We start from the raw sequence: 22,405 nt of genomic DNA on the forward strand, positions 1-22,405 counted from the left end.
CGTTTTAAGGGTTGGGCCCCACAATACCCCGGTATGGGTATCCTCTCGCGGGCCTCCTACGTCATCCGGTCGAAAGTAAACGCCGTCCTGAACCGTGCGGAAGACCCCCACGAGACGCTCGATTACTCCTACGAGCAATTACGGGACGAACTACAGAACGTCAAGCAGGGCATCGCCGATTTGACGACACAGAAAAAACGGCTGGAAATCCAGAAGCGTCGCCTCGAAGAAAACGTCGACAAGCACAACCAGCAGGCCAGACAGGCCGTCGAGCAGGGCCGTGACGACCTCGCGCGGAAGGCCCTCGAAAAGAAGAAACAGAAGATGTCCCAGATAGAGGACCTGGAGGCCCAGATTGCGGACCTCCAGAACACGCAGGACAATCTCGTCGAGAAGAAGAACGAACTCCAGAGCCAGATTCAGCAGTTCCGAACCGAGAAGGAGACGATGAAGGCCCGCCACGACGCCGCCGAAGCAAGCGCCCGCGTCAGCGAGGCCATGACCGGCGCCGGCGACGAGATGGAGAACATCAACCGCTCCATCGAACGCGCTCGCGAGCAGACCGAGGAGATGGAAGCCCGGTCGGCCGCGATGGACGAACTCGAGGAAAGCGGCGCCTTCGAGAGCGCGCTCTCGGACGGGGACGACATCGACAAGGAACTCGAAGAGATGCGCCGCGAGGGCGAAGTCGAGGCCGAACTGGAGACGCTGAAGTCCGAAACCGGGACGGACGGCGACACCGAGGCCGCAGCATCCGAAGCCGAACCGGACACCGACACCCCCTCCGCGGACCCCGACATCGAGGCCGAACTCGAGGAACTCAAAGAGGAAGACGAGGACAAAGAGGAGTAGTTACGCCGACAGCGTCGCCGTTTCCCGCAACGCCGCCCGCCAGTCTTCGGGCACCGGTATCGGTTCGTCGGCCTCCCCGACGATGACCTGAATCGTTTTTCCGGTCGCGGCTTTCTCCTCGCCGCGCCACAGCGTCACTTCGGTCGTGAGGCTCGTCGTCCCGATATCGAGCACCTCGATTTCGCCGACGATACGGTCGCCGGCGAACAGTTCGGCGTGGTAGTCGAGTTCGAGTCGAGCGACCGGCCGACCGTACTCCTCGAACCGGGGGACCGTCTCCCGGAGGAACGCCTCCCGGACCTGCGCGATATAGGCCGGGAAGACGGTGTTGTCGACGTGCTCGTTGCCGACGTCGCGACTCCCGGCGACGAGTTCGTGCTGGAAATTCGCGCCCGACATTTATTCGTCGATGAAGTCGGGTTCAACCCGCTTGTCGTCGACTTCCGATTCGAGGTGCTCGCGGAAGGCCTCGACTTCCACGTCCTTTGCCTCGTTCTCGAAGCGGTCCCGGACCGAGACGGTGCCTGCTTCCTCCTCGTCGTCGCCGACGACGAGCATGTAGGGCACGCGGTCGTCGTGGGCGGTCTGAATCTTCTTTCCGACCGTCCACGAGCGGTCCTCGATTTCGACGCGGAAGTCGCCGAGGTAGCGGTTCTTGAGTTGCTTGGCGTAGCCGATGTTGTCGTCGGAGACGGGCAGGATGCGCACTTGCTCGGGCGCCAGCCACGTCGGGAAGTTGCCGTTGAAGTGCTCGACGAGCACCATGAAGAAGCGCTCGTAACTGCCGTAGAGCGCGCGGTGAATCATGACCGGGCGGTGTTCCTCGTTGTCCTCGCCCGTATACGAGAGGTCGAACCGCTCGGGCATGTTGAAGTCGAGTTGGACCGTCGGGCCGTCCCACTTGCGCCCAAGCGCGTCCTCGAAGGCGAAGTCGATTTTCGGGCCGTAAAAGGCGCCGTCGCCCGACTCGATGTCGTAGTCCATGCCGCTGTCCTGGAGGACCGAACGGAGCTGGTTTTCGGCCTGCTCCCAGATTTCGTCGCTGCCGACGGACTTCTCGGGGCGCGTCGCGAGGGCCACCTCGTAATCGAGGTCGAACGTTTCGAGGACCTCGTTAATTTGCTCCATGATGGTGTTGACCTCCCGCTCGATCGATTCCGGCTTGACGAACAGGTGGCCGTCGTCGATGGTGAACGCCCAGACTCGCGAGAGCCCCGAGAGTTCGCCGCGCTGTTCCTTGCGGTAGACCTTCCCGTTCTCGGCGTAGCGAACCGGCAGGTCGCGGTAGGACCAGTTGCCCTGGTCGAAGATGGTCGCGTGACCGGGGCAGTTCATCGGCTTGAGGCCGTATTCCTCCTCGTTGACGTCGAGGAGGAACATGTCGTCGACGTAGTTGTCGTAGTGGCCGGACTTCTTCCAGAGTTCCGTCCGGAAGAGATGCGGCGTCTCGACGAACTCGTAGCCCTCGTCGTCGTTCAGTTGGTCGACGAACTGCTCCAGTTCCCGGAGGATGCGCTTGCCGTTGGGGTGATACAGCGGGAGACCGGGCCCCGTCACGTCGGGAATCGAGAACAGGTCGAGTTCCTGGCCGAGTTTCCGGTGGTCGCGCTTCTTGGCCTCCTGCCGTCGTTCGAGGAACGTCTCGAGGTCCTTCTCGCTCTCGAAGGCCGTCCCGTAGACGCGGGTCAACTGTTCGTTTTCCTCGTCGCCGCGCCAGTAGGCTGAGGCGATGTTGAGCAGTTCGACGGCGCCGATTTCGCCCGTCGATTCGACGTGGGGGCCCTGACAGAGGTCCTGCCAGTCGTCCTGCACGTAGAAGGTGACGGTCTCCTCGCCGCTGGCCTCCTCCTGGAGGATCTCCTGCTTGTAGTCGTTATCGTCGTAGATATCGAGGGCCTCCTCGTGGGAGCGCTCGACGCGCTCGATGTCGTAGTCGGCCTCGATGATGTCGTACATCTCGGCCTCGATGTCCTCGAGGTCGTCGGCGTCGAGGTCGACGTTCGTCACGTCGTAGTAGAAGCCGTCCTCGGTCGGCGGGCCGATGGCGAGTTTCGCTTCGGGGTGGATGCGCTGGAGGGCCTGCGCGAAGACGTGGGCCGCGGAGTGGCGCAGTACCTGCAGGTATTCGTCGCTCTGGTCGGTGACGATGACGAGTTCCGCGCCGTCGTCGAGTTCGTCGTATTTCGAGACGAGGTCGCCGTCGACGACGCCCGCGACGGTGTCCTTGCCGAGGCCCGGTCCGATTTCGTAGGCCGCGTCCTCGACGGTCGACCCCTCCTCGAGTTCGAGTTCGGAGCCGTCCGGCAGCGTGACAACGATATCGCTCATGCCCGAGTTAAGCCAAGGCGGGCGGATAAGTGTTTAGAGACGTTGGTGGGTGTTACAGAGTGTCACACAGGCGTTCGGCAGTAGTTGGTAACGCGATTTTATCCAGTCTCGGTCTCGACCCAGTGTGTGACAGAATCGGCCGATGGAGTGCGCAGACCTATCGAGTCAAGCAGGATGGAACAGCCGATACTCAGTCTTCGACGGATGCCGGTTGGGGATGGAGCCGACGATACCACGGAAGCAACGGCGGCGCGAGAAGCCCAACAATGCCGAGAAAGACGAGTATCGCCAGGAGTGGTCGCGGGATGAGTGCCCAAACGAGCCATGCGGGTATCGCTGCGGCGAATACGTGAGCGAAGAACAACACCGCAATCGGAACGAACCCGTGGGAGGGATGCCCAACGACACTCATTATACATTCAACATATCCTGACGTATACTAATAAGATATTCTATGATTCTAACCTTTCTCGATTGCTACATTCCCGCGCGTTTTCGCGGTTGATTCAGTTATATCGACCTAAAAATATCTAAATCCCGATTCGGCCGATAGAGAGCGTTCACGCATGAATCAGTCGAGGTGCGACTTCAGCGAAACTCGCTATTTAATCCAGTGTCATCGCTCCAGTACCAGCGGAGCGTCAGGTACCCAACCCCGACGAAAATGCCGATGCCGACGATTGCGCTGACTAATTCCATGCGGCGATTTTCACGTTCGCCCACTAACAAACTTCGGTCAATTCCCACGCTCGTTCTTACAGCTATTTCAACCGATGCTGAATAAAGAAACCGTGCTCCCAGTTACTGAGAGGGATTACTCGCTCCACGGCTCCTCGACGCTTTCGCCGAACAACTCCCGCATCAGCACGACCACGCTTTCGGGCGGGAACTGCCCGTGCTCGGTGACGATGGCGTCGACGTGACGGGGTGGAGTCACGTCGAAGGCCGGGTTCGCCACGTCGATGTCGCCCACTTCCTCGCGTGTTTCGTCGTCGATGACCTCCATGGCGTCCCGCTGTTCGATTTCGACGGCCGCACCGGTCAGCGTCCGTGGATGGAGTTTGATGGATTGGGCGGCGACCATGACGGGGACGCCACGGTCACGGGCCGAGACGGCGAGGCCGGCGGTTCCGATCTTGTTGACGACGCTGCCGTCGGCGGCGATGCTGTCGGCGCCGACAAGCAGGTGGTCGACGTCGTTCATAAATCGGTGGGCGGCGTTGTCGACGATGAGCGTGACCGGCACGCCTAACTCAGAGAGGCGTTCGGCGGTGATATGACCCTGATTGCGCGGGCGCGTCTCCTTGACGATAGCTTCGAGGTCGGTGCCGTCCTCGACGGCAGCCTCGATACAGGCCAAGGCGTCCGTCGAGTGACAGTGGGTCATCACCACGTCGCCGTCGTTGAGGCGGCCGGCGCCGATGCGGCCGAGGCGGTCCTGTGCGGCGTCGAGGTCCGCGCGGAATCGCGCTGCCTGTTCCTCGACCGATTTCCGGAGTTCGGCTACTGTCTCTCCCTCCATGCCCGTAAGGACGTATCGGAGCGCGTTCGGGAGGCTAACCGCAGTCGGCCGGGTCTCGTGAAGCCGACGGGCCGCATCGCGCATTTCCCTTCGGAACGCCTCGGGGGTTTCGGCATCGCTATCGGCGGCCTGTGCGCCGAGGGCCGCCGCTGCCGCGTCGGCGATGGTGGCCGCGCCTCGGATTTCCATCTCGGCGATGTCGTCGGCCGTCCGTTCGAGTTCGGGGTGAAGCCCCGAGGAATCGACCATGTCTCCTCTTGGCACGGAACGGGCAAAAGCCCCGCGCCCGGCGGGATTTATAACGCCTCCTCGTGAGGGTCCGGTATGGACCGCGCCGAGTTCGCCGCGCGTATCGACCACACCGTTCTCGGGCCGGAGACCACCTGGAGCGACGTCGAACAGGTCCTCGATGCCGCGGCCGAGCACGGGATGAACGCGTGTATCCCGCCGTGTTACGTCGCCGAGGCCGCCGAATACGCCCCGGACGTCACTCTCGTCACCGTCTGTGGGTTCCCCCACGGACAGGAGGCGCCGGGTGCCAAGGAAGACGAGGCCGAGCGCGCGTGGGAAGATGGCGCCGACGAGATAGATGTGGTCCTCAACGTCGGCCGTCTCCACGACGCCGACGGCGACGCCATCGCGGACGAACTCGAACGCGTCGTCGCGGCAGTTCCCTTGCCGGTGAAAGTCATCGTCGAGGCGCCGCTGCTCGGGGTTGGCGAACTCCGAACCGCCTGCGAACTCGCTGAAGACGCGGGCGCGGCGTTCGTCAAGACTGCAACCGGCTTCTCGGACGGTGGTGCGACCGTCGAAGACGTCGAAATCATGGCCGAATACCTCCCGGTCAAGGCCAGCGGCGGCATCGGGAGTTTCGAGGAAGCCGTCGGGATGCTCGAAGCGGGCGCGGAGCGTATCGGCGCCTCCTCGGGCGTCGAAATCGTCGACGGCTACGACGCCGAGGCGTTCTGATTACTCGAGGGCGTACAGCGTCACGTCGCCGTCGTCGTTCATGGCAGCCGCGAACACCGCTCCATCAGCGACCGCCAATCCCGTCGTGACGGTGCCGTCGACCTCGTGTCGCCAGCGTTCCGTGTTCACTCGGTACTCGCCGACGCCGGTACCGCCGCCCATCGCGTAGCCGGCGACGAAGCCGTCGCCGCCGGTATAGACCGTATCGCCCGCGCCCGCCGGCGGCGCACGGAGGCGGTCGTCGACCGTCCAGCGCCGTTCGCCGGTCCGGGTATGTACCGCGGTGAGTCCCCCACCGACCGCGTACGTGTCGCCCGCGACGACGAACCCATGCGAGCCGGTGTCGTGCGACCAGCGTTCCGCCCCTGCTGCGGTGTCGTCCCGCCGGGTCGTCGGGCCGCCGAACACCGAGACGACGATGCCGTCGCCGTCGAGCAGGGTCACCTGCACCACGCGTCCGTCCAGTTGTCGGCGCCACATGCCGTTGGGGTCGCCCATTCCCGCGTACGCGAACAGTTCGCCGCCCGAGGTGCCGGCGTAGAGGACGTCGCCCCACGATGCCAGCGCGGTGACTTCGGTGAACGTCTCGCGCCGCCACAGTTGCTCGCCGTCCATATCGAGACCCACGAGGCCGAAATCGGTTCCCACCGCGAGTCGCTCCCGGTCGATGCCGACTACCGGCGGAGCGGTGGCCGACGTTTCGAACTCGACCGTCCACGCCTCGGTCCCGTCGGTGACGTTGACAGCGACCAGCCCCGTCCGTGTCCCGAGGTAAGCGAGGCCGTCGACGACAATCGGCGGCGTTCGGAGGTCGGGTCCGTCCTCGCCGAAGCCGAACCGCCACTGCTCGTCGCCCGACGTCACGTCGTAGGCGACGAGGCCGCCCTGTGTCGGGAGCATCACCCGTCCACTGGCGACGATGGGTCGGCCGGCTGGCCAGATGCTCGGAACGGCCCATCGTTCGTCGGGGGCCTCCCGCGGAGCGGCGGCGTCGGCGCGGTAGCAATCGAAGCGGTCGGTACCGCCGGGTTGGGGCCATTCGGTGTCGGTCTCGGTTCCAGGGGAAACGTCGTTCCCGGACGGACCGTCGGTACAGCCGGCAAGCCCCGCTGCCGCGAGGCTCCCGAAACCGCAGAGAAGGCGTCGTCTGGAGGGCATCATCAACGCATGCCCGCGAACCGACAAGTGTCTTTGGGACCCGAAACGTCGCCCTTTTGAGCGCCCGTACGTAACTGCAGGTATACGATGGCCACGTATCACATCGAGACGTACGGCTGTACGTCAAACCGGGGTGAGAGCCGTCAGATAGAGCGCAAGCTCCGCGACGCGGGCCACTACCGCGTCGACGGCCCCGAGAAAGCCGACGTGGCCATTCTCAACACCTGTACCGTCGTCGAGAAGACCGAACGCAACATGCTCCGGCGGGCCGAGGAGTTAGAGGACGAAACCTCGGACCTCATCGTCACCGGTTGTATGGCCCTCGCGCAGGGCGAGGAGTTCGACGGCGTCGACGCACAGGTCCTCCACTGGGAGGACGTCCCGACAGCCGTCACCAACGGCGAGTGTCCGACGACGACGCCCGACGCCGAGCCGATTCTCGATGGCGTCGTCGGCATCCTGCCCATCGCCCGCGGCTGTATGTCCAACTGCTCCTACTGCATCACGAAGTTCGCGACGGGACGAGTCGACTCCCCGCCCGTCGAGGAGAACGTCGAGAAGGCACGGGCGCTGGTTCACGCGGGCGCGAAGGAAATCCGAATCACGGGTCAGGACACCGGCGTCTACGGCTGGGACAAGGGCGACCGGAAACTCCCCGAGTTGCTCGACCGCATCTGTGATATCGAGGGCGATTTCCGGGTTCGTCTCGGGATGGCCAACCCCGGCGGTATCCACGGAATTCACGACGAACTCGCGGACGTCTTCGCCGAAAACGAGAAACTCTACAACTTCATCCACGCGCCGGTCCAGTCCGGAAGCGACGACGTCCTCGAAGACATGCGCCGCCAGCACCGCGTCGAGAAGTTCGAGGAAATCGTCGACACCTTCGACGACCGCCTCGACCACTGGACGCTGTCGACGGACTTCATCGTCGGCTTCCCCACCGAGGACCCCGAGGACCACGAGAAGTCCATGGAACTGCTCGCTGATGTCCGTCCCGAGAAAATCAACATCACGCGCTTCTCGAAGCGGCCCGGCACCGACGCCGCGGACATGAAGGGCCTCGGCGGGACCATCAAGAAGGAGCGGTCCAAGGAGATGACCGACCTGAAGATGGACGTCTGTCGGGAGGCCCACGAATCGATGGTCGGCGAAACCCACGAGGCACTGGTCGTCGAGGACGGGACCGGTGATTCGGTGAAGTGCCGTGACGAGGCCTACCGGCAGGTCATCGTCACGAACGCCTCGGAGAAGGACCTCGAAATCGGCGATTTCGTCGAGGTCGAAATCACGACCAACGAGAACGTCTACTGCTTCGGCGAACCGGTCTGAGTCGGCCTATTCTCGGCTTTCTTCGGCGTCTTTCCACTCCCCGATACCCGCCGGGTCGAGATGCAGGTGGACGTCGCCGACGTTGTCCAGTTCGCGGAGACGGTCCATCAGTTCCGTTTCGAGGTCGTGGGCCTCGACGAGCGTCAGTTCGCCGTCGACCTCGACGTGGGCCTCGACTTCGAGGTCGGTACCGTCGTAGAAGACCACCAGGTCGTGGACGCCCTCGACCGCGGAGTGGTTCCGGAGCGCCTCGACGACGCGCCGCCGTTCGGCGTCGGAGGGTGCGCCCCCGACCAGATACGTGACGTTCTCGCGGCTGATTTCGAACCCCTGATAAATGACGAGGACGCTGACGACCGCGCCGGCCCCGGCGTCGAGGAGCGGATAGCCGAGGAAGACGCCGGCGATGCCGACCAGCGCGGCGATGGTCGTGTAGATATCGTTGAGACAATCGACGGCCAGCGCGTCCAGCGCCGCGGAATCGACCGTCTCGTTGACCCACGTCGTATACCGGTAGAGGACGTACATATCGGCCATCGCAAAGAGGAGCGCGCCGACCAGTATCGGACTGAAGCGCACGTCGACGCCGACGACGAACCCCCGGACGGATTCATAAAAGAAGTTCAGGCCGAGCAGGACGACGACGCTACCGACGAACAGCGCGGCCAGTGGTTCGACGCGCTGGTGGCCGTGCGGGTGGGTTTCGTCGGGGTCGGCGTAGACGCTGCGACCCCACACCAACACGACGATGCTGGCGACGAGGTCGGCGACGGAGTGGGCGGCGTCGGCCAAAAGCGCGAGCGAACCGAAGGTGAGGCCGGCGGCCGCTTCGACCGCGATTTTGACGGCGTTACCGAGGACGTTGACGACGCTGGCGCGGATGAAATCACGCCGCTCGGTGCCGGATTCGACACCCGCCTCGGTCAGCGCCGCGTCGCTCATACCGACCGTAGCGTGACCGCCCGGATAAGTGATAGGATTAGCGGGAGCGAACGCGGCGGTTCGTCGTGGCTAAAAATCGAATCGGACCGAGTCACTGTCGGAAACCGATGCGTCGGATTGGGCAGCGAACGCATCATGGAGCGTCTCGTAGGTGTCGTCGACGGCTTCGACGATGACCTTCGTATCGGAGAGCACCGGCATGAAATTGGTATCGCCGTGCCAGCGGGGAACGACGTGGGTGTGGAGGTGGTCGTCGATGGAGCCGCCGGAGGCGTTGCCGAGATTCAGCCCGGCGTTGACACCGTCGGCACCGAGTCCCGACTCGATAGCGTCGATAGTTCGCTGCTTGAGTCGGGCGTGGTCAAGCAACACTTCGTCGTCCAATTCGGTGTACTCGCCCGTGTGTTCCCGGGGGATGACCATCGCGTGGCCGGGGTTGTAGGGGTAGTTGTTCAACAGGACGAAGGCGTGTTCGGATTCGGCGACGACGCGTGCCTCCCGGGCGTCCGCTCTGTCGGGGAGGACACAGAAGGGACAGCCCTCGATTTCGTCTTCTTCGTCGTCGCGCTCGACCCACTCGATTCGCCACGGGGCGAACAACTGGTCCATATCACCCCTCAGAACGGCGCGCTGTTAACGCTGCTCACTCCGATTCATACTATATAATGGTTTCGTCGGTTTACAGAGTCGCTAAATTCTCGAAACCCTCTAAGAGGATTCTATAAACAGTATAGGTGGCAAAGAGGCGTTCTCAGTGACATCTCTCTGTTGCCGCTTGGACGGATTAAACGGTGGTTAACCGAGTTGTGTTTTTATGCAGATACCCGGGGTAGGAAGAGGTGACCATGGCAACCCGAATCGACGACGAGGGAATGTCGGAGACCTGTACCGAGTGTGGTCGTGAGACCCCCCACGAGGTGAGTATCCAGCTCCTGACCGAGAGTCGGAAGGAGGAGAACGCGGAGTTCTCCCGAGAGCCCTACCGCGTCGCCACGTGTCGCGTGTGCGGTACCGAGGAAACCGTCCGGATGAACAACGCCTGATTTTCGATCCCGTTCGCCGCTGACTACTGCCTTCGCTAGATGAGCGGCTGTTTTTAAGACGAATCGGCAGCGAAACGCGGCGTCGACGATGCCGGTCGATTGGTGGCCGATTAATCGAGCCGCGTCGTCACTTCACAGCCGTCTTCAGTGACGATGATGGTGTGTTCCTTCTGGCTGACGAGATAGCCGTCCTGTTCTTTGAGGACGGGGTAGCCGTGGACGACGTTCTGCTGTTTGAGACGCCGGAGCGCCATCTCCGCGCGCTGGGTTTCGAGCCACCGGCGAGCGAAGGGCAGCGTCTTGAACTCGTCGACGATCTGTTCGAGCGCGTCGCGGGCCGCGCGGTTGCGGACGCTGGCCTCGCGTTCGAGCGCGAAAATCTCCTCGTCGGCACCCTCGTTGACCTTGCCACCGCCGTCGGTGGCGAACGGTTCGATGGCGACGACGTCGCCGACTTCGAGTTCGACGCCCTGCTTGACGCCGCGGTTCGGGATGTTCGGGTCGGTGTGCTGTTCCCAGTGGCCGAGGCCGTGCCCCGAGAGGTTGACGACGGGGTTGTAACCGTAGCCGTCGATGACGTCCTCGATTTCGGCGCCGATTTCGCCCGTGTGGACGCCGGGTTCGACGATATCGAGAGCGGCATCCAGCGCCTCGGCGGGCGCTTCGGCCAGTTCTGTATGCCCCGAGAGGTCGACGGTGACGGCGGTGTCGGCCAGCCAGCCGTCGACGTGGACCCCGATGTCGAGGTTGACCATCTCCTCGCCGAAGGTGGTGTCGTCGCCGGGTTCCGGCGTGGCGTGGGCGGCCTCCTCGTCGATGCTGATGTTGACGGGGAAGGCGGGTTCGCCGCCGAGTTCGCGGATGCGGTCCTCGGCGAACTCGGCGATTTCGAGGTGGCTGACGCCGACTTCGACCCGCTCGGCGGCCTCCTCGCGGACCTGCGCGAGGATTTCGCCGGCTTCCCGATGTTTCTCGAACTTCTCGTCGGAGAGGTCCACGGTCATGGCTTCCGGTTCGGCAGGTGCGATAAAAGGGATTGCGTTCCCGGGAGACCGGCGGAATCGCAACGTTTTCGAGTCACCGCCACGCCGCTTCCGGTAGTGCCGATACTTCCGTCCGGTTTCGCGCTACCCGCGCTTCCGTACCTGCTCGGATTGCTCGTCGCCGGTGTGGCGACGGGGGTCCTGCTGTATCTGCGTCGCCCGCCCGTCACCGAGGATACGGTGGCTGCGCTCACGCCGTGGATGGCCGGCGGCGGCGCGCTCTACGCGCTGTATCAGGACGGCGTCGTCCCGCCCGGCGTGGCGCCGCTTTTCGGGTCGCCCGCGGTCTACGTCACGACCGGCATCCTCGCGGGGTTGGTGTGGGCCGCCATCGCTGACCGCGCTCCCGAGGGGTGGCAGCCGACGACGGCGCCCGGTCTGCTGGCGATTACCGGCACGGCCGTCCTGCTTTCGGCGCTGACGGCGGCGTACGCCAGCAGCGTCAACAGCGGCGACGGCTTCAACGGCGGCATCGCGGTCGGCATTCTCCTTGGGGCTGTCGTCCTGACCGCCGTCGTCTGGTTTGCCCTGTTTCGCACGCGCGGCCGCGCCGTCGAGGCGACGGGCACCGTGGGTCTGGCCGCGGTGTTCGGCCACGCGCTCGACGGGGTGTCGACGGCCGTCGGCTACGACCTGCTCGGGTTCGGCGAGCAGACGCCGCTGTCCCGAATCATCATCGAGGCAGCGGGGGCGTTGCCCACCGCGGAACTCATCGGCTCGGGGTGGCTCTTCGTCCTCGTGAAACTGGCCCTCGCGGCCGTCGTCGTGGCTGCGTTCGAGGACTACGTTCGCGAGGAACCCTCCGAGGGCTACCTGTTTTTGGGCCTCATCGCAGCAGTCGGCCTCGGCCCCGGCGCACACAACGTCGTTCTCTTCGCTATCGTCTAAGCGGACGACAGATAACTGACGGTTTTTATAACGGCGCCGCTCCCACTCGGGGTATGCGCGTCGTCTGTGCGGGCCACATCAACTGGGACGTCCGCCTCCGCGTCGACCGACTGCCCGACCCCGACGACGAGGCTCGCGTTCGCGACCGGTCGGCCTCGGGCGGCGGGAGCGCGGCCAACGTCGCGGTCTGTCTCTCCCGTCTCGGCATCGATACGCGACTGTTAGGCAGCGTCGGCGACGACGACACCGGCCGCGAGGCGCTCGCGGACATCCGGGCGGCGGGAGTGGACCCGTCGGTGACCGTCGTCGAGGACGCCGAAACGACGACGAAATACATCCTCATCGACGTCGACGGGGAAGTCGCGCTGCTGGGAACCGACGGCGCCAACGAGGCGCTCGGTCCGGCGGACGTCTCTCCCGAACTCTTCGATGGCGCCGAACTCGTCCACCTCACCGGACAGCGGCCGGACACCGCCCGCCACATTGCGGACCTCGCAGTCGACCGTGACGTCTTCGTCAGTTTCGACCCCGGCCGGCGACTCCCGGACCGGGATTACGCCGACGTTCTGGACCGGACGGACCTCCTCTTCGTCACCGACCGCGAGGCAGAAGCCATCGAGGCGGCCGTCCCGCGACAGGTGACCAAACACGGGGTCGGCGGCGCGACCTACGCAGGCCCCGAGGGCGAGTACAGCCACGCCGGGTTCGGCGTCGAGTCGGTCGTCGACACGACCGGAGCGGGCGATGCGTTCGCTGCCGGTTTCCTCTCGTCGTGGCTCGCGGAACGCGACCCCGAACACGCCCTCTCGGTCGGCAACGCGGCCGGCGCGCTGGCGGCCTCGACCTACGGGCCGCGGCCCGACCTCCCGTCGGACCCCCTTTCGGAGGTGCGGTGATGGACGCCCTCTCTGTCCCGCTCCACGGCGTGGCTGCCACGACGCCGCTGGACGTCCGACTCGTGGTGGCCGCCGTCGCGGGGCTGCTTGCAACCCTCGGGATGACCGTCGCGATGCGCCTGCAGTCCCACGGCGATGTCCCGACGTACGTCGCCGCGAGCGCCCTGTGGCGACAGCCGCCCGAACGGGTCTCGTGGTCGGCCGCTAATGCGGTCCACCTGGTCGCCGGAATGCTCGCCGGCGTACTCTTCGAGGCGCTCGTCGTCGGCGGTGAACGGCTCCGCTCCGCCCTGGGTATCACCGTCGAGTTTCTCGTCCTCGGGGTCGTCTCGGTCCTCGAACTGCTCGCCCTCGCCGTCGTCGCCGCGTTCCTCTACGGCTTCTTCGCGTGGGTCGTCTTCCCCCGGTACGGCGGAACTGCCTACGATTCCGGCGCCGGGACGGTCCGACGACAGTGGGCGCTTTCGGCGGCCGTCTACGTCTGTCTGCTCTTCGCCGCGATGACGGCGATTCATCAGTCGCTGCCGGTATAGGGTGGCTGTCGGGCTGTCTGCCATCGTCCGGGTCGCCCCGGCCGCGTCGAACCCGCGCGACTTTTGGGGCGGCCCGCCGACGATTCCGGCATGGCAAAACAGCCGCACCTGCTCGTCGAGGAGGGTGACCTCGCCGACGTCGCGCTCGTGCCCGGCGATCCCGGGCGCGTCGACCGCATCGCCGACCACTGTGACGACGCCGAAACCGTCGCGGAGAACCGCGAATACAAGGTCGTCAACGCCACCTACGAGGGGACGGAGTTGACAATCTGTTCGACCGGTATCGGGTCGCCGTCGACTGCCATCGCCGTCGAGGAGATGGCGGCCGTCGGCGTCGAGCGGTTCGTCCGAGTCGGGACGACCGGCGCCCTCCAGTCCGGCATCGAAATCGGGGACATGATCGTCGCCACCGGTGCCGCCAAGGACGAGGGGACGACGAAACGCTACGAGAACGTCGAGGTACCCGCAGTGCCCGACTACGAGACGCTGGACGCGCTCGTCGAGGCCGCCAAACACCGCGACGCGCCGGTCCACGTCGGCCCCATCGCTACCGACGACGCCTTCTACGCCGAAACCGAGGCGGTCGTCGATGACTGGGAGGCCGCCGAGCTGCTCTGTGTCGAGATGGAGGCCGCCGCGCTCTTCACGCTCGCCCGTCGGAAGGGGCTCAGCGCCGGCGCCATCTGTACCGTCGACGGCAACCTCGTCGAGGGAACCCAGAAGGGCGAAACCGAGGACGAGGAACTGCCCGACAAGGCCAAGGACAACGTCGGCCGTGCGATTCGTATCGCACTGGACGCCGTCGAGGGTCTCTAACCGGTTCTGCCGCTGTTCTCCCGGTCTTCTTCGGACGACTGCCGTATCGACGAGTCGCTGTCGCTTTATTCTATATAGCACTATATACGAGTGTATTGCTCAGGGGTGGGTTACAGCGATATCTACAACAATCATAGTACCTCCTATATGTGCCCCTCGGATACGCGACAATGATGGAAGCGAGCCGATTCGGCGACCTGACTCGACGTGACGCACTAAAGGCATTCGGCGGGGCCGGTGCGGTCGCGGTGGCCGGCTGTACCGAAACCGAAAACGGCGACTCGGGAGGCCTCTCCGGGAATATCAATATCGCTGGATCGAGCACCGTGTTCCCGCTAATGAGCGCGATGGCGGAGGAGTTCAGCAGCGACTACTCCGGTGTCAACATCGACATCTCCTCGACCGGCACCGGCGGTGGCTTCTCGAACCACTTCTGTCCGGCCAACACCGACTTCAACAACGCCAGTCGGGAAATCATGCCGGAAGAGGAGGAACTGTGTGCCGACAATAACGTCGACTATATAGAACTGACCGTGGCGACGGACGCGCTGACCGTCGTCGTCAACAACGAGGCGGATTTCGTGGACTGCCTGACCGTCGAGGAACTGGCGAGCATCTGGGAGTCGGATGCCGTCGAGACGTGGGACGAGGTCCGCGACGAGTTCCCTAACGAACCGATCGAGCGGTACGGTGCGGCCGACACGTCCGGCACCTACGACTACTTCATCGAGAACGTGCAGGGCGCGGAGGCCGGCCACACCGACGATTATCAGGCGACCGAACGCGACGATACCATTGCACAGGGCGTCGCCGGCAGTGAATACGCCATCGGTTACTTCGGCTTTTCCTACTACTACAACAACCCGGATGAGGTGAAAGCCCTCGGCATCGACAACGGCGACGGCTGTGTCAAGCCGAGCCTCGATACTGCCTCTTCCGGCGAGTACCAGCCGCTCTCGCGGAGACTCTACACGTATCCGTCGATGTCGTCGCTGGCCAAAGACCACGTCGCCGAGTTCGCCCGCTTCGTCGTCGAACAGACCACCAACGAGGAACTCGTCGCACAGGATGTCGGCTACGTGCCCCTGAACGACTCACGGCAGGAAGAAGAGATGAACAAACTGGAATCGGCGATCGAGGACGCCCAGAGCTAACCACATGACCCAGAAAACGAACGACGCCGGCCGGCCGCTTTTCGCGTGCAGGCCGACTGACCGGAGGTGGAGCCGACCGTGAGCCAAGCGGACGGGCCGGACCTGCAGCGCTCCGGTACCATCGACAGACTCAGAGAGCGGTCCTATAGCGGCTTCTTCCTCGCGTGTGCGACGGTGACGCTGTTGACGACGCTGGCGATTTTCCTGACCCTGCTTTCGGACGCGGTGGCCTTCTTCATCGAATACAACGTCATCGAGTTCCTGACGGGCCTGGAGTGGAGTCCGAACCCCCGTGGTGACGGCTACATCTTCGGCATTATCCCGCTTTTAATCGGGACCATCGTCGTCACGATAACCGCCGCGTTCGTGGCGCTGCCCATCGGGACGCTAACGGCCATCTACCTCAGCGAGTACGCCACCCCGCGCGCACGGTCGATTCTCAAGCCGATGCTTGAAATCCTCGCCGGCATCCCGACGGTCGTCTACGGCTACTTCGCGCTGGTCTACGTGACGCCCGTACTGGAGGCGACGCTGTTCCCGAACATCAGCACGTTCAACGCCCTCTCGGCGTCGCTGATGGTCGGTATCATGACTATCCCGATGGTCTCCTCCATCAGCGAGGACGCGATGAGTGCGGTCCCCGACGAACTCCGACAGGCGGGCTACGGCCTCGGCGCCACGAAATTCGAGGTCTCGACCGGTATCGTCGTCCCCGCATCGATTTCGGGCATCGCCTCCTCGTACATTCTCGCGGTCTCGCGTGCCATCGGCGAGACGATGATCGTCGTCGTCGCGATGGGCGCGCAGGCGAACCTGCCGCCGATTCGCGAAATCGCGATTGGTAGCGGCATCCCTTACGTCAATCCCGCGGACGTCCTCCTCGAACCCGGGATGACGATTACGGTGGCGATGGTCCAGATCGCGGGCGGTGACCTCACCGGTGGCTCCATCGCCTACGACGCGATGTTCGCCCTCGGGTTGACGCTCTTCGTGGTCACGCTCATCATGAACATCATCAGCGACATCGTCGCACAGCGCTACCGGGAGGAGTACTGAGATGGCGACCGAAACCTCACCCGAGTTCGAACAGGTCAGTCGAACCAAGGGCGTCGCCTTCGAGTACCTCTCGCTCGGGGCCTCGGTCGTTGGCCTCGTCGCGCTGGCGGTGCTGCTCATCTACGTCTTCGTCGACGCCTTCGACCTCGCCGCGGCCAGCCCCGAATGGCTGTTGACCTACTTCCTGACGCTCGTCGTTCCCTTCATCGGGTTCTGTCTGTACAGCGCGAAGAGCCGCGAACTCGCCCGGAACACGGCTATCGCACTCGGTGGTGGTCTCGTCGGTACTGCTGCGGTCTTCACTGCCATCGAAACGTTCCTCGGCACCGTCCCGCGGCTATCCTGGCAACTGGTCTATCTGTTCGTCGTCGTGACGCCCGTGACGGCCTACGTCACGTTCGTCGGCAGCCAGAAGCCCACCGGAAAAGCCGGATTCGGCCTCCTCGGTCGCCTTCTGGGTGGCGCCGCACTCGGCCTCGCACTCGTCGTCCTCTTTTTGGTCTTCGACGCGCGCCTCTGGTTCCTCGCCTACACCCTCGGCGTCTTCCCGGCCGCCGTCGTCTTCCTCTACGGTCGCTACAACCCCGACTCCCGACTCTCGATGGCGGCAGCCCCGCTTGCGGTCGTCGGCCTCGTCGTCGCGACCGTCCTCCGGCAAATCGTCAACGTCTACCCGACCACCTTCCTCATCTACGTCTGGACGCTGGTCGTTCCGGTTGCTGCGGCCGTCGGCGCGCTCACCTACCGGCGACGCGGCCGCACCGTCGGCACGATTGCCGGCCTCCTGACGCTGGCAATCGCCGCGGGCGGCGGGTTTGCGACGGGCATGGTCGGCCAGTCGATGGCCAAGGCGACGCTCGTCCTGCTGACTGCCAGCGCACCGACGATTACCTTCGTCGACCGTGTTTTCGAAAAGCGCGAGGGCCGGGAAGGCCTGCTGCTCCCGCTGTTGGTACTCGCCGGCGTCCTCGCCGGAGCAGCCATCGTGAGCATGTGGGGCGTTCCGAAACCGGACCCGTGGCTCGACCCCTCGTTCGTGACGAGCGCACCCTCACGGAACGCCATCGAGGCGGGCCTCTATCCCGCCATCGTCGGATCGGTCCTTATCATCGCCATCGTGGCTATTCTCTCGTTCGTCCTCGGTGTCGGCACCGCCGTCTTCCTCGAAGAGTACACCTCCGACACCGGCATCATCGGCGCGCTCACCCGACTCATCCAGGTCAACATCGCCAACCTCGCGGCCGTCCCCTCGGTCGTCTACGGCCTGCTCGGCCTGGGCCTGTTCGCCAACCTGCTCGGGTTCGGCTACGGGACGGCCGTCACCGCCGGGATTACGCTCTCGCTTTTGATTCTCCCGATTACCATCATCTCCGCACAGGAGGCCATCCGCTCGATTCCCGACGATATGCGTCGGGGGTCGGATGCGATGGGAGCGACCCGCTGGCAGACGACGAAGAACGTTGTCCTCCCCGAGGCGCTGCCCGGTATCCTGACCGGGACCATCCTCGCACTGGGTCGGGCCATCGGCGAGACGGCACCGCTTATCATGATCGGTGCCGCGACGACCGTCTTCAGCCCCCCCAGCAGCATCTGGAACAAGATCAGCGCGATGCCGATGCAGATCTTCGCGTGGGCGAACTACCCCCAAGACGAGTTCCGATACGGGGTCGTCGCTGCCGGCGTCGTCACGCTGCTTATCGTCCTGCTCGGGATGAACGCTACGGCGATTCTCATCCGAAACAAGGCCGAATAACCGTCGCCGTTCTTTTTCAGTCGAACTATCGCCACACCTAGATGGCGGTGGCGATAGCATCACGGAGTCGAAGCAGGGCGTATACCCCCCAGAACGCCAGCAGGGTTCCGAGGACGACGAGGTGTGGGTCCACGTAACTGACGGTGTTCGACGTCAGCGGGACACCCTCGGCGGCGAGGGCAGTCGTGAGGTCGAACGGCCGGACGAGGGACGTGCCGATGTCGTAGCGCATGGTCACGGGGACCTCCCAGACGATGCTTCCCTCGTATCGTGCCTAAAGGCTGCTAAGAGGGGTTCGTACCGCAAGGGAGCGCTCTATACTCGCCGGGAGCGGTTCGGTCCACCGCTGACGGCTCTACCGGAACGCTTCAAGGTCGACGACACAGTCCGCGTTGACCGACAGCCACGTCGACATGCGGGGAACGCCGGTTGCGTCAGCGGGAAACACCGTCCAACGGTCCGGGTCGTCGGACCGGCGAACCGTCCGCGACGTCAGCCCTGGTCGTTCGGGCCGCTCCGAGCGCCGAACGACTGGATGTTCGCGTTCGGTCTCCTCTCCCTCTCGCTCCGTTCCGGGCGGTCGGTCGGAAGGCATCGATGGGAACGACGCCGCCATCGTATTTTACAGCTGATAATTCCCGTCCGGAACGGTCAGGTGAGGCATGGACGTCTCCATACCGTTCGGGAGTACTCCGTCCGGCTACGGGCCCGATCGAACGGACGCGCCTCTCGAAGCGCCGGAACGCGTCGATTTCGTCGGTTGCACGCCGGCGTTCCCGTTCGAGTTCGGCGGCGGCAGCGGCCAGTCTGGGATCGGTCTCGGTGGTTCGAGAACTGGTAGCTCCCATCGACTACGAACGGACCGCGCAGTGTCATAAGCCGATATAATAGGTATACGTAGGGCTGGGGACCGCTATGTGGCCTCTACCGCCGGATGCGCTCGTTGGCGCTGCGTCACGCCCCGGCGTCGCTCGAGAGAACGCGTGAGAACATATGTCAATATATGCGTTCCGAGTATAGTATATAGATAGGAGACGATATACAGCGCTCATAGCATCGGTTTTACCGTTTACTCGGCAACGCTCAGGTGATGCCGACGAACCGATTTAGCGATATGACGCGACGTGACGCGCTAAAGGCCTTCGGCGGTGCTGGCACCGTCGCGGTGGCTGGCTGCCTCGAAACCGAAAACAGCGACTCGGAGGGGCTCTCCGGGAATATCAATATCGCTGGGTCGAGCACCGTGTTCCCGTTGATGAGCGCAATCGCGGAGGAGTTCAGCAGCGACTACTCCGGTGTCAACATCGACATTTCGTCGACAGGGTCGGGCGGCGGCTTCTCGAACCACTTCTGTCCGGGCAACACCGACTTCAACAACGCCAGTCGGGAAATCAAGCCCCAGGAAGAGGAGCTGTGTGCGAACAACGACGTCGACTATATAGAACTCGTCGCCGCGACGGACGCGCTGACCGTCGTCGTCAACAACGAGGCGGATTTCGTGGACTGTCTGACAATCGAGGAGTTGGCGAGCATCTGGAAATCCGACGCGGTTCAGACCTGGGACGAAGTGCGTGACGAGTTCCCCAACGAGGAGATCAAGCGGTTCGGCGCGGCCGACACGTCCGGTACCTACGACTACTTCATCGAGAACGTCCAGGGGTCGGAGGCCGGCCACACCGACGATTATCAGGCGACCGAACGCGACGACACCATCGCACAGGGTGTCGCCGGCAGCAAGTACGCCATCGGTTACTTCGGCTTTTCCTACTACTACAACAATCCCGACGACGTCAAGGCCCTCGGCATCGACAACGGCGACGGCTGTATCAAGCCGAGCCTCGATACTGCCTCTTCCGGCAAGTATCAGCCCCTCTCTCGCGAACTCTACACGTATCCGGCGATGTCGTCGCTGGCCAAAGACCACGTCGCCGAATTCGCCCGCTTTTTCGTCGAACAGACCACCAACGAGGAACTCGTCGCACAGGACGTCGGCTACGTGCCCCTGAGCGACGAAAAACAGGAAGAACAGATGGAGAAACTCGAAGCCGCCATTGAGGAAGCACAGGGCTGACGCTAGGTCTCTGACTGGACCGGAGCCATTAATTGAAGAGACTTTCAACTGACTCTTGTGTCACAAGCGACGGAACGCCTCGAACGGTACCTCGAAGACGAGCTTGGCGAGTGCCGAAGCGAGGACGTCGACCAAAGACTTGACGAACTCGGCAACTTGACGGCCGCTATCGAGGGCGGTCGAATCGATCGGGAACTCGACGTCCTTTCGGCGCTCAGCAACGAGACGCGGTTTACGTTGCTTCGCGTGCTGGTCGCGGCCGGCGAGGAACTCTGCGTCTGCGAACTCAATGCGGTCGTCGACGTCAGCGAGAGCGGATTGAGCCACGCCATGTCCGACCTCGTCGACGCGGGCCTCGTCGACGGACGCAAGGACGGCCGCTGGAAGAAGTATCGCGCGACCAACCGGGCGGTCGCCATCGTCACGGTTCTGGACGGGAGCATCGAATGACCGCGGCAGAAACCCATGACCACGGCCCGAACTGCGGCTGTGAGGCATGCGGCGACCCGCGGTCGATGGACCTCCTCGACAAGTATCTCACCGTCTGGATCTTCCTCGCGATGGGCGTCGGCGTCGTACTCGGCTTCGTCGCGCCCGGGGTAGTCGAGCCGATACAGGAGTACTACCTCGTCGAAATCGGCCTCGTGTTGATGATGTATCCGCCGCTAGCGAAGGTCGACTACGGCCGTCTCCCCAGAGTCTTCCGACAATGGCGCGTGCTCAGTCTGAGTCTGCTTCAGAACTGGCTCATCGGGCCGACGCTGATGTTCGGCCTCGCGGTGTTCTTCTTCAGCGGGCTGGTACCCGGCCTGCCCGCCCGCCCGGAGTATTTCCTCGGCTTGGTGTTCATCGGGATGGCCCGGTGTATCGCGATGGTGCTCGTCTGGAACGACCTCGCCGACGGCTCCAGCGAGTACGCCGCCGGGTTGGTCGCGTTCAACAGCGTCTTCCAGATACTCACCTACGGCGTCTACGTCTGGTTTTTCGCCCTGTTCCTGCCGCCGCTTCTGGGGATGGACGCGCTCGTCGCCAGCATCGAAACCTTCGACATCTCCGTCGGGCAGGTCTTCCGTGCTATCGCCGTCTTTCTCGGCCTCCCGTTCCTGGCGGGTATCCTCACGCGCACGGGTGGCGTCCGACTTAAAGGCGAAGACTGGTACGACGACTCGTTCATCCCGACTATCAGCCCGCTGACGCTCGTCGCCCTCCTGTTTACCGTCGTCGTGATGTTCGCAACGCAGGGTGACACCATCGTCGAGGCACCGACCGACGTGTTGCTCATCGCGGTGCCGTTGACTATCTACTTCGTCGTCATGTTCCTCGTGAGTTTCGCGATGGGTCACGGCATCGGCGCCGACTACTCCACGACGACGGCCATCGGTTTTACCGCCGCCTCGAACAACTTCGAACTCGCTATCGCCGTCGCCGTCGCCGTCTTCGGCGTCGGCTCCGGCGTCGCCTTCGCCACCGTCGTCGGCCCGCTCATCGAGGTGCCGGTGTTGCTCTCGCTGGTCTACGTCGCTACCTGGTTCCAGCAGCGGTTCGACTGGGTCGGCCACGACACCGGCAGTCTCGATAGTGCGGATACACCCGCAAACCCACCCACTGAGGACGATTGACATGACCGACAACTCGATTCGACTCGGCTTTGTCTGCGTCCAGAACGCCGGCCGCAGTCAGATGGCAACGGCCTTCGCCGAACGCGAACGCGACGAGCGTGGCCTCAAAGGTACCGTCGACATCGTCACCGGCGGCACCGACCCCGCCGACGAGGTCCACGACATCGTCGTCCGACTCATGGACGAGGAAGGAATCGACCTCTCCGAGCGAAGCCCCCGCGAGGTGTCGACCGAGGAACTGAACGCCTGTGACGTCGTCGCAACGATGGGCTGTTCGACGCTGGAACTCGACGCCGACACCGATGTTCGGGACTGGGCCCTCCGTGACCCCGACGGCGCCGACGAGGAAACCGCTCGCGAGGTTCGTGAAGAGGTCCGCGAAAACGTTCGGGCACTTTTCGACGAAATCGAAGCGGAGCAGTAGCCGCTC

Annotated in this window: 24 protein-coding genes and 1 pseudogene; 15 read left to right on the forward strand and 10 right to left on the reverse strand. The window is 64.0% G+C overall.

Annotation, left to right across the window (positions count from 1 at the left end):
- The first annotated feature begins 33 nt into the window (after nucleotides 1-33).
- The gene (locus HWV23_RS14655; protein WP_178291132.1) at nucleotides 34-852 is read left to right on the forward strand and encodes a PspA/IM30 family protein; all 819 of its coding nucleotides are present in this window, start codon (nucleotides 34-36) and stop codon (nucleotides 850-852) included.
- Here the strand turns inward: HWV23_RS14655 and HWV23_RS14660 are convergent, their stop codons facing one another.
- The 3 genes from HWV23_RS14660 to HWV23_RS14670 form a co-directional block, all read right to left on the reverse strand.
- Complete coding sequence (locus HWV23_RS14660; protein ID WP_178291133.1) at nucleotides 853-1,251, reverse strand: acyl-CoA thioesterase; 399 nt, start codon at nucleotides 1,249-1,251, stop codon at nucleotides 853-855.
- Nucleotides 1,252-3,180: a threonine--tRNA ligase gene (gene thrS, locus HWV23_RS14665; RefSeq protein WP_178291134.1), complete on the reverse strand. Its 1,929-nt coding sequence runs from the start codon at nucleotides 3,178-3,180 to the stop codon at nucleotides 1,252-1,254. It abuts the gene before it with no gap.
- Nucleotides 3,181-3,994: 814 nt separating this feature from the next.
- Nucleotides 3,995-4,951, reverse strand: coding sequence for a ribose 1,5-bisphosphate isomerase (locus HWV23_RS14670; RefSeq protein ID WP_178291135.1), 957 nt, complete (start codon nucleotides 4,949-4,951; stop codon nucleotides 3,995-3,997).
- A gap of 75 nt (nucleotides 4,952-5,026) precedes the next feature.
- Here HWV23_RS14670 and deoC point away from each other — a divergent pair, with 75 nt between their 5' ends.
- The gene (gene deoC, locus HWV23_RS14675) at nucleotides 5,027-5,671 is read left to right on the forward strand and encodes a deoxyribose-phosphate aldolase (protein WP_178291136.1); all 645 of its coding nucleotides are present in this window, start codon (nucleotides 5,027-5,029) and stop codon (nucleotides 5,669-5,671) included.
- On the opposite strand, the gene HWV23_RS14680 is transcribed toward deoC, so the two are convergent.
- Entirely contained in the window at nucleotides 5,672-6,829 is a 1,158-nt protein-coding gene (locus HWV23_RS14680) for an outer membrane protein assembly factor BamB family protein (protein WP_178291137.1), read from the reverse strand.
- An 87-nt stretch (nucleotides 6,830-6,916) separates the two neighbouring features.
- Between HWV23_RS14680 and HWV23_RS14685 the strand changes: the two genes are divergently transcribed.
- Nucleotides 6,917-8,161 (forward strand): tRNA (N(6)-L-threonylcarbamoyladenosine(37)-C(2))-methylthiotransferase, encoded by a 1,245-nt coding sequence (locus HWV23_RS14685; protein ID WP_178291138.1) that lies wholly within the window; start codon nucleotides 6,917-6,919, stop codon nucleotides 8,159-8,161.
- 6 nt (nucleotides 8,162-8,167) lie between these two features.
- Here the strand turns inward: HWV23_RS14685 and HWV23_RS14690 are convergent, their stop codons facing one another.
- Both HWV23_RS14690 and HWV23_RS14695 read right to left on the reverse strand, forming a co-directional pair.
- Nucleotides 8,168-9,103, reverse strand: a complete 936-nt coding sequence (locus HWV23_RS14690) for a cation diffusion facilitator family transporter (RefSeq protein ID WP_178291139.1) — start codon at nucleotides 9,101-9,103, stop codon at nucleotides 8,168-8,170.
- Between the two features lie 69 nt (nucleotides 9,104-9,172).
- Nucleotides 9,173-9,712, reverse strand: a complete 540-nt coding sequence (locus HWV23_RS14695; protein ID WP_178291140.1) for an HIT family protein — start codon at nucleotides 9,710-9,712, stop codon at nucleotides 9,173-9,175.
- Nucleotides 9,713-9,948: 236 nt separating this feature from the next.
- Here HWV23_RS14695 and HWV23_RS14700 point away from each other — a divergent pair, with 236 nt between their 5' ends.
- The gene (locus HWV23_RS14700; protein ID WP_178291141.1) at nucleotides 9,949-10,146 is read left to right on the forward strand and encodes a DUF7835 family putative zinc beta-ribbon protein; all 198 of its coding nucleotides are present in this window, start codon (nucleotides 9,949-9,951) and stop codon (nucleotides 10,144-10,146) included.
- A gap of 110 nt (nucleotides 10,147-10,256) precedes the next feature.
- Here the strand turns inward: HWV23_RS14700 and map are convergent, their stop codons facing one another.
- Nucleotides 10,257-11,150 carry a type II methionyl aminopeptidase gene (gene map / locus HWV23_RS14705; protein WP_178291142.1) on the reverse strand — a complete coding sequence of 298 codons (894 nt, stop codon included), beginning with the start codon at nucleotides 11,148-11,150 and terminating at the stop codon, nucleotides 10,257-10,259.
- Between the two features lie 96 nt (nucleotides 11,151-11,246).
- Between map and HWV23_RS14710 the strand changes: the two genes are divergently transcribed.
- The 7 genes from HWV23_RS14710 (at nucleotide 11,247) to pstA (ending at nucleotide 18,285) form a co-directional block, all read left to right on the forward strand.
- Complete coding sequence (locus HWV23_RS14710) at nucleotides 11,247-12,077, forward strand: DUF63 family protein (protein WP_178291143.1); 831 nt, start codon at nucleotides 11,247-11,249, stop codon at nucleotides 12,075-12,077.
- Nucleotides 12,078-12,130: 53 nt separating this feature from the next.
- Entirely contained in the window at nucleotides 12,131-12,973 is an 843-nt protein-coding gene (locus tag HWV23_RS14715; protein WP_178291144.1) for an ATP-dependent ribose-1-phosphate kinase, read from the forward strand.
- Nucleotides 12,973-13,506 carry a hypothetical protein gene (locus HWV23_RS14720; protein WP_178291145.1) on the forward strand — a complete coding sequence of 178 codons (534 nt, stop codon included), beginning with the start codon at nucleotides 12,973-12,975 and terminating at the stop codon, nucleotides 13,504-13,506. The genes HWV23_RS14715 and HWV23_RS14720 overlap by 1 nt, the downstream gene beginning before the upstream one ends.
- A gap of 90 nt (nucleotides 13,507-13,596) precedes the next feature.
- Nucleotides 13,597-14,322: a guanosine phosphorylase gene (locus tag HWV23_RS14725; protein ID WP_178291146.1), complete on the forward strand. Its 726-nt coding sequence runs from the start codon at nucleotides 13,597-13,599 to the stop codon at nucleotides 14,320-14,322.
- 173 nt (nucleotides 14,323-14,495) lie between these two features.
- Complete coding sequence (locus tag HWV23_RS14730; RefSeq protein WP_246282696.1) at nucleotides 14,496-15,476, forward strand: PstS family phosphate ABC transporter substrate-binding protein; 981 nt, start codon at nucleotides 14,496-14,498, stop codon at nucleotides 15,474-15,476.
- Nucleotides 15,477-15,554: 78 nt separating this feature from the next.
- Nucleotides 15,555-16,532: a phosphate ABC transporter permease subunit PstC gene (gene pstC / locus HWV23_RS14735; RefSeq protein WP_178291148.1), complete on the forward strand. Its 978-nt coding sequence runs from the start codon at nucleotides 15,555-15,557 to the stop codon at nucleotides 16,530-16,532.
- 1 nt (nucleotide 16,533) lies between these two features.
- Nucleotides 16,534-18,285 carry a phosphate ABC transporter permease PstA gene (pstA, locus tag HWV23_RS17125; protein WP_178291149.1) on the forward strand — a complete coding sequence of 584 codons (1,752 nt, stop codon included), beginning with the start codon at nucleotides 16,534-16,536 and terminating at the stop codon, nucleotides 18,283-18,285.
- A 37-nt stretch (nucleotides 18,286-18,322) separates the two neighbouring features.
- On the opposite strand, the gene HWV23_RS14745 is transcribed toward pstA, so the two are convergent.
- From HWV23_RS14745 to HWV23_RS17300, 3 genes and pseudogenes are all read right to left on the reverse strand, one after another.
- Entirely contained in the window at nucleotides 18,323-18,517 is a 195-nt protein-coding gene (locus tag HWV23_RS14745; RefSeq protein ID WP_178291150.1) for a hypothetical protein, read from the reverse strand.
- Nucleotides 18,518-18,640: 123 nt separating this feature from the next.
- Nucleotides 18,641-18,880, reverse strand: a complete 240-nt coding sequence (locus tag HWV23_RS14750; RefSeq protein WP_178291151.1) for a DUF7511 domain-containing protein — start codon at nucleotides 18,878-18,880, stop codon at nucleotides 18,641-18,643.
- A 40-nt stretch (nucleotides 18,881-18,920) separates the two neighbouring features.
- Nucleotides 18,921-19,133 (reverse strand): annotated as a pseudogene (locus HWV23_RS17300) (DUF7260 family protein); the annotation flags it as partial.
- 266 nt (nucleotides 19,134-19,399) lie between these two features.
- Here HWV23_RS17300 and HWV23_RS14755 point away from each other — a divergent pair.
- The 4 genes from HWV23_RS14755 to HWV23_RS14770 are packed head-to-tail and all read left to right on the forward strand — an operon-like array spanning nucleotide 19,400 to nucleotide 22,399.
- Entirely contained in the window at nucleotides 19,400-20,356 is a 957-nt protein-coding gene (locus tag HWV23_RS14755) for a PstS family phosphate ABC transporter substrate-binding protein (protein ID WP_246282697.1), read from the forward strand.
- A 57-nt stretch (nucleotides 20,357-20,413) separates the two neighbouring features.
- A complete protein-coding gene (locus HWV23_RS14760) occupies nucleotides 20,414-20,806 on the forward strand; it encodes an ArsR/SmtB family transcription factor (RefSeq protein ID WP_178291153.1) in 393 nt (130 codons plus the stop codon).
- Entirely contained in the window at nucleotides 20,803-21,975 is a 1,173-nt protein-coding gene (gene arsB, locus HWV23_RS14765) for an ACR3 family arsenite efflux transporter (RefSeq protein ID WP_178291154.1), read from the forward strand. Before HWV23_RS14760 ends, arsB begins: the two co-directional genes overlap by 4 nt.
- 1 nt (nucleotide 21,976) lies before the next feature.
- Complete coding sequence (locus HWV23_RS14770) at nucleotides 21,977-22,399, forward strand: arsenate-mycothiol transferase ArsC (protein ID WP_178291155.1); 423 nt, start codon at nucleotides 21,977-21,979, stop codon at nucleotides 22,397-22,399.
- Nucleotides 22,400-22,405 lie beyond the last annotated feature (6 nt).

This window comes from Natronomonas halophila (assembly GCF_013391085.1).
GTDB lineage: Archaea > Halobacteriota > Halobacteria > Halobacteriales > Haloarculaceae > Natronomonas > Natronomonas halophila.